Genomic DNA, 6,381 nt, shown 5'->3' with positions numbered 1-6,381 from the left:
ATGACCTCTGTAGGAGCGAGGCTTGCCCGCGAAGGCGTCCTCGCAGACAGACCGAGTCGTCTGCTTCGCGAGCAAGCTTCGCTCCTACAGAAGCCCGGTGGCTTTGAGCAGTTGTTTCAAGGCCTCTTTCTCGGCGGCGGAACCGTTGCCGAGGATTTTTTTGAGTTGCTGTTCGATCTGAAGCAGCGATACCGATGCCTCGGGCAAATTCAAATGCTCCGGCAAAATCTCATCACCCGTACTCACCAACAACGCAAAGTGGATGACGTTCTCCAACTCCCGCGTGTTGCCCGGCCAACTGTGCTGCTCCAGCAGCTGCTGCGCGGTTTCGCTGATCAATGGCACCGGCAGATCAAGGCGCTGGCTGTAGATGCCGAGGAAGTATTCGGCCAGCGACAAAATATCGCCCACCCGCTCACGCAAGGCCGGCAGTTCGAGCTGGCCTTCGCTGAGGTAGTGATAGAGCCGTTCATGGAATTTTCCGGCAGCCACGGCCTGAGCCAGATCGATGCTGGTGGCGGCCACCAGACGTACGTCCACCGGGCTTGGCTGCTGAGCACCAACGCGAGTGACTTCGTGGTTTTCCAGGGCTGCGAGCAGCTTGATCTGGATTGGCAACGGCAAGTCGCCGATCTCGTCCAGATAGAGCGTGCCGCCATTGGCCGAACCGAACCAGCCAGCGCGACTGCTGGCCGAACCGCTGTAGCTGCCGGCGGCATAGCCGAACAGTTCAGCGTCGGCGTAGGTCGGGCTGATCGCCCCGCAATTGACTGACACGAACAACCCGCCGCGGTCACTGGCACGATGGATGTGTCGCGCCAAAAGTTCTTTACCGCTGCCGGTTTCACCGCGGATCAACACCGAAATCGAACGTGGCGCCAGTTGTTCCAGCTCCTGGCGCAACTGCCGGGAACGCGGATCGACGAACACCAACGCCTTGGCGCGAATGCTCAGCGGGCTTTTTTCCGCATCGGGAAAGGTCAGCAGCGGCTGACCGAATGTTTCATGCAAGCTCATGGCAGACTCCCGCCCAAAACCGCCGGCAGACGGGGGCGTTTTTTAAAAAAATAAAGGGCTCAAGCGCGACGCAGGGCGTGTTGTTCCATGCGGTTTTGCAGACGATAGAGGTACGCAAAACCCTGCTCCCAACGCTGGTGACCCGACTTCACGTTGATGTGCCCGGCCCCCGATAAAATCCCCGCCTCGGCGCCCCAGTTACGTGCCAGTTCCAGAGCACGCGATGCACTCACGGCACTGTCGTTGTCGGAACTCACGACCTGACTCGGGAAGGGCAGCAAATGGCTCGGGATCGGTGCGAAGTTGCGCAGGGCCGGTGCGCAGGCCGGCCGTTCGACGTCCGCTGGCGCGACCAGCAAGGCGCCGCGCACCTGGCGTAGAAAATTCAGCGGTGCCGTGGCCGCCCAATGCGCAACCGTGATGCAGCCCAAGCTATGGGCGATCAGAATCACGGGCGTGCTGTCGGCGGCAATCGCCTCGGCCAGTGCCGCGACCCAGTCTTCGCGACGAGGCGTCAGCCAGTCGGCCTGCTCCACCCGCGCGCTGTTTGGCAGGCTGTTCTGCCAATGGGTTTGCCAATGATCTTCTGGCGATCCTTGCCAGCCCGGCACAATCAGGTAGCGAATTGATTCGTTGCGCATGGGGGAGCTCTCCTGCTGCGTGTCTGTTCCTGATCGAGTATAGGGAGGAGAGTTATATTCGTTAAGGAATAAGAAGCTATTTATTAAGACCTATAAAGAATATATAACAAATTCCCGTGGGAGCGGGCTTGCCCGCGATATCGGTGGATCAGTCCCCACAATGTTGGAGCTAATGACGCTATCGCGGGCAAGCCCGCTCCCACAGGGTTTGTATTGGCTCGGGATAAAAAAAGGGGCCGCACCCTGCCAAGGAGACGGCCCCGGAAACTCGAAATCTGTTAGCGCTGATCAACATCGCTGTGACGCGATAATTGGCTGAAACGGTTATCCGATAAAGGAATATTTAATTACTTTAATAGACCTTAATCGCATATGCGAATCACTGCTTGCGTCACACCGTATCGTCCCTTTGGGTCAAATTGATGACCAGCATTTGAGTTTCCGGTTACATCATCAAACCTGAGCGGCACGCACCTCCTGCGTCTCGGTGGTGTCCTTGCGCACAAACCGGTTCGCCCGCCCGAACGTCCCGAAATCATTGAACCGCACCCCCATCTCGCGCATCACCTTGTGCGCCACCGGGACGGTCATCTGCCGGATGTAAAACGGCTCCTTCACCACAAAATGATGGATCCCGTGGCTGCTGCCAAAGTTGAAGCAGAATGCTTGCAACGGCCACATCCACCAAGGGTTCAACACCTGAGTCTGCTGAATCACATTCCCCGGCTCCACGTCACCGTAGTAGTGCATGTTCGAGCTGACAAAGTGCAGGCAGAAGGTACGCAACACGTTCGGGCCGATGATCACTACGGCCGCGATGTCGATCACCTGCATCACCGACAAAGTAGTCGCTGACCATTCGATGGGCGCCCCCAGCAGATGTGCGATGCCGTTGGCGGTGTGAAAACCGAGGAACACGTACCACGCCCCCCAATGCACCAGCGCCAGTGGCGCATAAACTTTCAGAGAACGCTTGATGATGCTGAACTTGTGCGCCCGGGTCTTGGCCCGCAGCATGCGGATGAACGCCGACATCACGTTGTCGCCGACCATCAACAGCCGCGCGATCCCCCAGGGCTCACCGTTGGTGATCGCCCGCTCTTCCATGTCGCTTTCGGTGCCAGACACCTTGTGGTGATTGAGGTGCAAATGGCGGCGAATCCAGGGGTTGATGGTGCTCGGCCGCGCCAGCCAAACCAGGCCCATCATCAGGTGGTGCGGCACCCGCTGTTTGCGGAAATACATGCTGTGGATCAGGTCATGCTCCAGCTCGTGGGTCAGCGAGGCGAAAAATGCGTTGAGCAACAGGCATACCCACCAGGCCATGTACCCGGTGATGTACAGCGCTGCGGAACCGATCATCCCGGCCAACGCGAAGGCCAGAATGCCCGCGCCCAAGGCGTCCTGATGGTTGAGAATCGGGTAGCGCCGGCGCAATTCGACGCCTTTGGCCAATACCACCTCGCGAATATGCGCTGATCGCTGTGCTGCATTCAGTCGCTGGGGACTTGCAGAAGTACCGTCCATGCTTCCATCCTCTGGTTATTGATGTTCGCATCCTGCCCTGTGATGATTTACGGAGCGGTAGCCGTGAACGCCAACCTGTTGACCGGACGCGCCAATCAACATGACTGAACCGACCTCCCTCGCCAGCTGGACCCGCGCCCTGCGCAAGCAGCTCGATGCGCTGGGGCTCGACAGCACAGCCCTGTGCCAACAGGCGGGGCTCGACCCGCAGTTGATGGACGACCCGAACGCCCGTTACCCGTTGTCCGGCACCACGCGCCTGTGGCACATCGCGGTGCAGGTCAGCGGTGACCCGGCGATTGGCTTGCGGGTGTCGCGTTTCGTCAGCCCCACCACGTTTCATGCGCTGGGTTATGCGTTGGTGGCCAGCGGCAGCCTGCGGGAAGTCTTCGAGCGCATCGTGCGTTATCACCAAGTGGTCAGCAACGCGCTGGATCTGGAGTTGATCCGCGCTGAGGATCGTTACCGCTTCCACCTGAAAATCCCCCAAGGCAACCCCGCGCCAGCCTTCGAAGCCATCGATGCCTTCGCAGCGATTTACGTGCGCACCTGTCGCAATCGCCTGGGCCGTGACTACGCCCCGCTGGCGGTTTACCTGCGCCGCCCGGAACCGGCCGACCCGCATCAATGGCACAAAGTGTTCCGCTCGCCGGTGTATTTCAACGCCGATGAAGACCGACTGGAATTCGCCCTGGTGGATTTCGACAGCCACCTGGACGACGCCAACCCGGAACTGGCCGAACACAACGAAACCGTGCTCAAACGCACCCTGGCGCAACTCAAACCCCTGACCTGGGAGCGCAAGGTTCGCGACGCCATTGAAGAGCAATTGCCGGAGGGCGAACCGTCGGCCGAATGCATCGCCCAAGCGCTGCACTTGAGTCTGCGCAGCCTGCAACGGCACCTGGCGGACGAGGGTTGTCGGTTCGATACGCTGCTCAACGAAAGTCGAGAAAACCTGGCGCTGCTGCACCTGCGCGACCCGCTGTGCTCGTTGGGCGAAATCAGTTACCTGCTGGGTTTCGCCGACACCAGCAGCTTCAGTCGCGCATTCAAACGCTGGACCGGGATGACGCCAGGGCAGTTTCGGGATGGGTTGCAGTGACAGATCCGAGTGGTGTTTGGGGTGTTCCGGCCTCTTCGCGGGCAAGCCTCGCTCCTACGGGATTTATGTCGTTCTGACGGTCAGCCCGCGAAGGCATCCGTCGCAACGCCACACATATTTCAACCTTTAACCAGACTGCGCGCCTGGCCTGATTTCCACTGATCCATCATCGCATCGCCAACCTCGGCAAAACTGCTATTGGCCCTGATGTAGTGAGCCATCTCCCCCATCGCCACTTCCATCCCGTGAGCAACCTGTTGCAGCAGCTCATTGCAGCGCCCTTCTGTCAGGTTGCAGGCCGACCGACCAAAACGCATCAGCATTTTGTACTTGGGCCACGCCTTCGATCCGCCTAACAGCAACGCCATGCTGTCGGCCTTGATGTAGACCGAAGTCGTAACAATGTCATAGGCCGGAGCCAAACCGATTTGCGCATCAGCGCCACAATGTTCATACAGCACACCGAAGTTCTTGAGATGAGCATCGCCGTTCTTCAAACCGGACGAAAGAGCAACGATTTTGAAAAAAGACTCAAGCGCCTGGCTGAGTAATGAGGGGGAGACAAATTCCTTGATTTGCCTGGCAGCACCTTCGTACGAACCGTCGTATTTGGCCTTCGAAGGCCAGGCATTGAGTACGCAGAAATCCTCAAAACCCAGATAGCCTTTGTCATTCAGATCGAAGCGCTCGACGATCAGAAATTTACCCCGTTCGCTGAGTTCGAACTTCGGCACCTCAAGCCCCGAATGGAGTGCGGCTCGCATGCAGAAGTACTCGTTGGCGGCCAGCTCCGGGTATTCCTCTGCACGGAAGGACTTGACCAGATGCGTTGCCCCTCGATGGGTCAGGCGGTCAATGATTGTCGCACTGTCGCGCACAAGCACCTTTGGCTGAACCCCCGAAACGCCTGAGTACTGACCATAGGTGTGCAACAGGTCATCGAACAGCCCTTGAGCACCGTCATGAACCAGAAGATCCGCAAGGCTGGTTTCGGGGGGCGGCTCGTTAGCACTTAGCGTATTTGCGATTCCCACGCGTCCCAGCTGATGCGGACCAACGATCGCCAGCATTGCGAAGTCGTCGAATCCTCGCACCGCTTTGCTGAAGCGCCGAACCAATTCATCGCGCAGAGGACCTTCTGGCAGATTCATTTCAAAAACCGGCGGTACACCTCGCTCCCACGTGTAGCTCTCAAGGCGAGCGGGCATGGTCAGCGAGACGGCATTTTCTTCCAGTGCTTCCTGCGCATAGGTAAACACTGAATCGACACCAGACTGTCCGCGCCCCAAGGCCCCTACCGTGGTGCCGGAAACACTGACGTGCAGCCTGTCCACAACACTCCCCTCAGCCATGGAAGTTAACCTTTTTCAGGGTGTCCAGCGTCGGACGCTTCGACTCCCTGGGTACAGCAGTCAGTTCGTATCCAAAGCCGTTCAAGATCGCTTCAACCTTGCGGATACCGATTTCAGAAACGGTGTTGTTCTCGATACCAGAAATCGTGGCACGGCTCATTCCGTACTGCTTTGCCAGATCCTGTTGAGACATCTTTCGCTCTTTGCGCAGTATTTTGATCAGTTTTCCAAGGCTTTCCATTCGAACCGCTCGCATCGTATACAGTGCAAAATTGGTTAATAGCACATATATGCATCGTATTTAATGCATAACTAGATCGAAGTCTAGCTCATTTCTTGGCCAGTCTCGCTCTCAACGCCCGCGATCACGCCGCAACAACTTGCGCACCCGCTTCACCAGCTCACTGACGGCAAACGGCTTGAGCAGGTAATCATCCTCATGCAACTCCAGCCCGCGCAGGCGATCTTCGATACCGTCCGTGGTGGTGAGGAGCAGCACCGGCGTGTCGCCGAGCTTGCGGATTTGTTGCAGCAACTGCCAGCCGTTAAGCCCCGGCAGCATCACGTCGAGGATGATCAGTTCGTATTCGCCGGATTCGATAAAGCGCCGGCCGTCCATGCCATTGAGCGCCACATCCACCGCGTAACTCGCCTCGCTCAGGCCTTTGGCCAGGAGACTGGCGGTCTCGGGTTCGTCTTCCACTAGCAACACACGCATGGCACACCTCGATTGTCGTCG

General features: G+C 58.2%; 7 protein-coding genes. 1 reads left to right on the top strand and 6 read right to left on the bottom strand.

Annotated features, from left to right (window positions below):
* Nucleotides 1-84: 84 nt before the first annotated feature.
* From PMI18_RS17125 to PMI18_RS17135, 3 genes are all read right to left on the bottom strand, one after another.
* The gene (locus PMI18_RS17125; protein ID WP_007899652.1) at nt 85-1,017 is read right to left on the bottom strand and encodes a sigma 54-interacting transcriptional regulator; all 933 of its coding nucleotides are present in this window, start codon (nt 1,015-1,017) and stop codon (nt 85-87) included.
* Between the two features lie 59 nt (nt 1,018-1,076).
* Nucleotides 1,077-1,658 carry an alpha/beta hydrolase gene (locus PMI18_RS17130; protein WP_007899650.1) on the bottom strand — a complete coding sequence of 194 codons (582 nt, stop codon included), beginning with the start codon at nt 1,656-1,658 and terminating at the stop codon, nt 1,077-1,079.
* Between the two features lie 453 nt (nt 1,659-2,111).
* Entirely contained in the window at nt 2,112-3,185 is a 1,074-nt protein-coding gene (locus tag PMI18_RS17135) for a fatty acid desaturase (RefSeq protein ID WP_007899649.1), read from the bottom strand.
* 100 nt (nt 3,186-3,285) lie between these two features.
* On the opposite strand from PMI18_RS17135, the gene PMI18_RS17140 reads away from it, so the two are divergent.
* The gene (locus tag PMI18_RS17140; RefSeq protein ID WP_007899648.1) at nt 3,286-4,290 is read left to right on the top strand and encodes an AraC family transcriptional regulator; all 1,005 of its coding nucleotides are present in this window, start codon (nt 3,286-3,288) and stop codon (nt 4,288-4,290) included.
* A 119-nt stretch (nt 4,291-4,409) separates the two neighbouring features.
* Here the strand turns inward: PMI18_RS17140 and PMI18_RS17145 are convergent, their stop codons facing one another.
* The 3 genes from PMI18_RS17145 to PMI18_RS17155 form a co-directional block, all read right to left on the bottom strand.
* On the bottom strand, nt 4,410-5,642 hold the full coding sequence (locus tag PMI18_RS17145; RefSeq protein ID WP_007899647.1) for a type II toxin-antitoxin system HipA family toxin: 1,233 nt from the start codon (nt 5,640-5,642) through the stop codon (nt 4,410-4,412).
* Nucleotides 5,635-5,883, bottom strand: a complete 249-nt coding sequence (locus PMI18_RS17150) for a helix-turn-helix domain-containing protein (protein ID WP_007899646.1) — start codon at nt 5,881-5,883, stop codon at nt 5,635-5,637. The genes PMI18_RS17145 and PMI18_RS17150 overlap by 8 nt, the downstream gene beginning before the upstream one ends.
* Nucleotides 5,884-5,994: 111 nt before the next feature.
* Nucleotides 5,995-6,360, bottom strand: coding sequence for a response regulator (locus PMI18_RS17155; protein ID WP_007899645.1), 366 nt, complete (start codon nt 6,358-6,360; stop codon nt 5,995-5,997).
* Nucleotides 6,361-6,381: the final 21 nt, after the last annotated feature.

It is taken from the genome of Pseudomonas sp. GM102 (assembly GCF_000282555.1).
GTDB lineage: Bacteria > Pseudomonadota > Gammaproteobacteria > Pseudomonadales > Pseudomonadaceae > Aquipseudomonas.
The sequence above is the reverse complement of the archived record's forward strand: the minus strand, read 5'-3'. Positions and strand labels throughout refer to the sequence as shown.

What these genes read in the sequence shown, in the direction of transcription:
- PMI18_RS17150 (WP_007899646.1), bottom strand. Translation starts at nt 5,883, where the DNA reads ATGGAAAGCCTTGGAAAACTGATCAAAATACTGCGCAAAGAGCGAAAG.
- PMI18_RS17125 (WP_007899652.1), bottom strand. Translation starts at nt 1,017, where the DNA reads ATGAGCTTGCATGAAACATTCGGTCAGCCGCTGCTGACCTTTCCCGAT.
- PMI18_RS17145 (WP_007899647.1), bottom strand. Translation starts at nt 5,642, where the DNA reads ATGGCTGAGGGGAGTGTTGTGGACAGGCTGCACGTCAGTGTTTCCGGC.
- PMI18_RS17135 (WP_007899649.1), bottom strand. Translation starts at nt 3,185, where the DNA reads ATGGACGGTACTTCTGCAAGTCCCCAGCGACTGAATGCAGCACAGCGA.
- PMI18_RS17155 (WP_007899645.1), bottom strand. Translation starts at nt 6,360, where the DNA reads ATGCGTGTGTTGCTAGTGGAAGACGAACCCGAGACCGCCAGTCTCCTG.
- PMI18_RS17140 (WP_007899648.1), top strand. Translation starts at nt 3,286, where the DNA reads ATGACTGAACCGACCTCCCTCGCCAGCTGGACCCGCGCCCTGCGCAAG.
- PMI18_RS17130 (WP_007899650.1), bottom strand. Translation starts at nt 1,658, where the DNA reads ATGCGCAACGAATCAATTCGCTACCTGATTGTGCCGGGCTGGCAAGGA.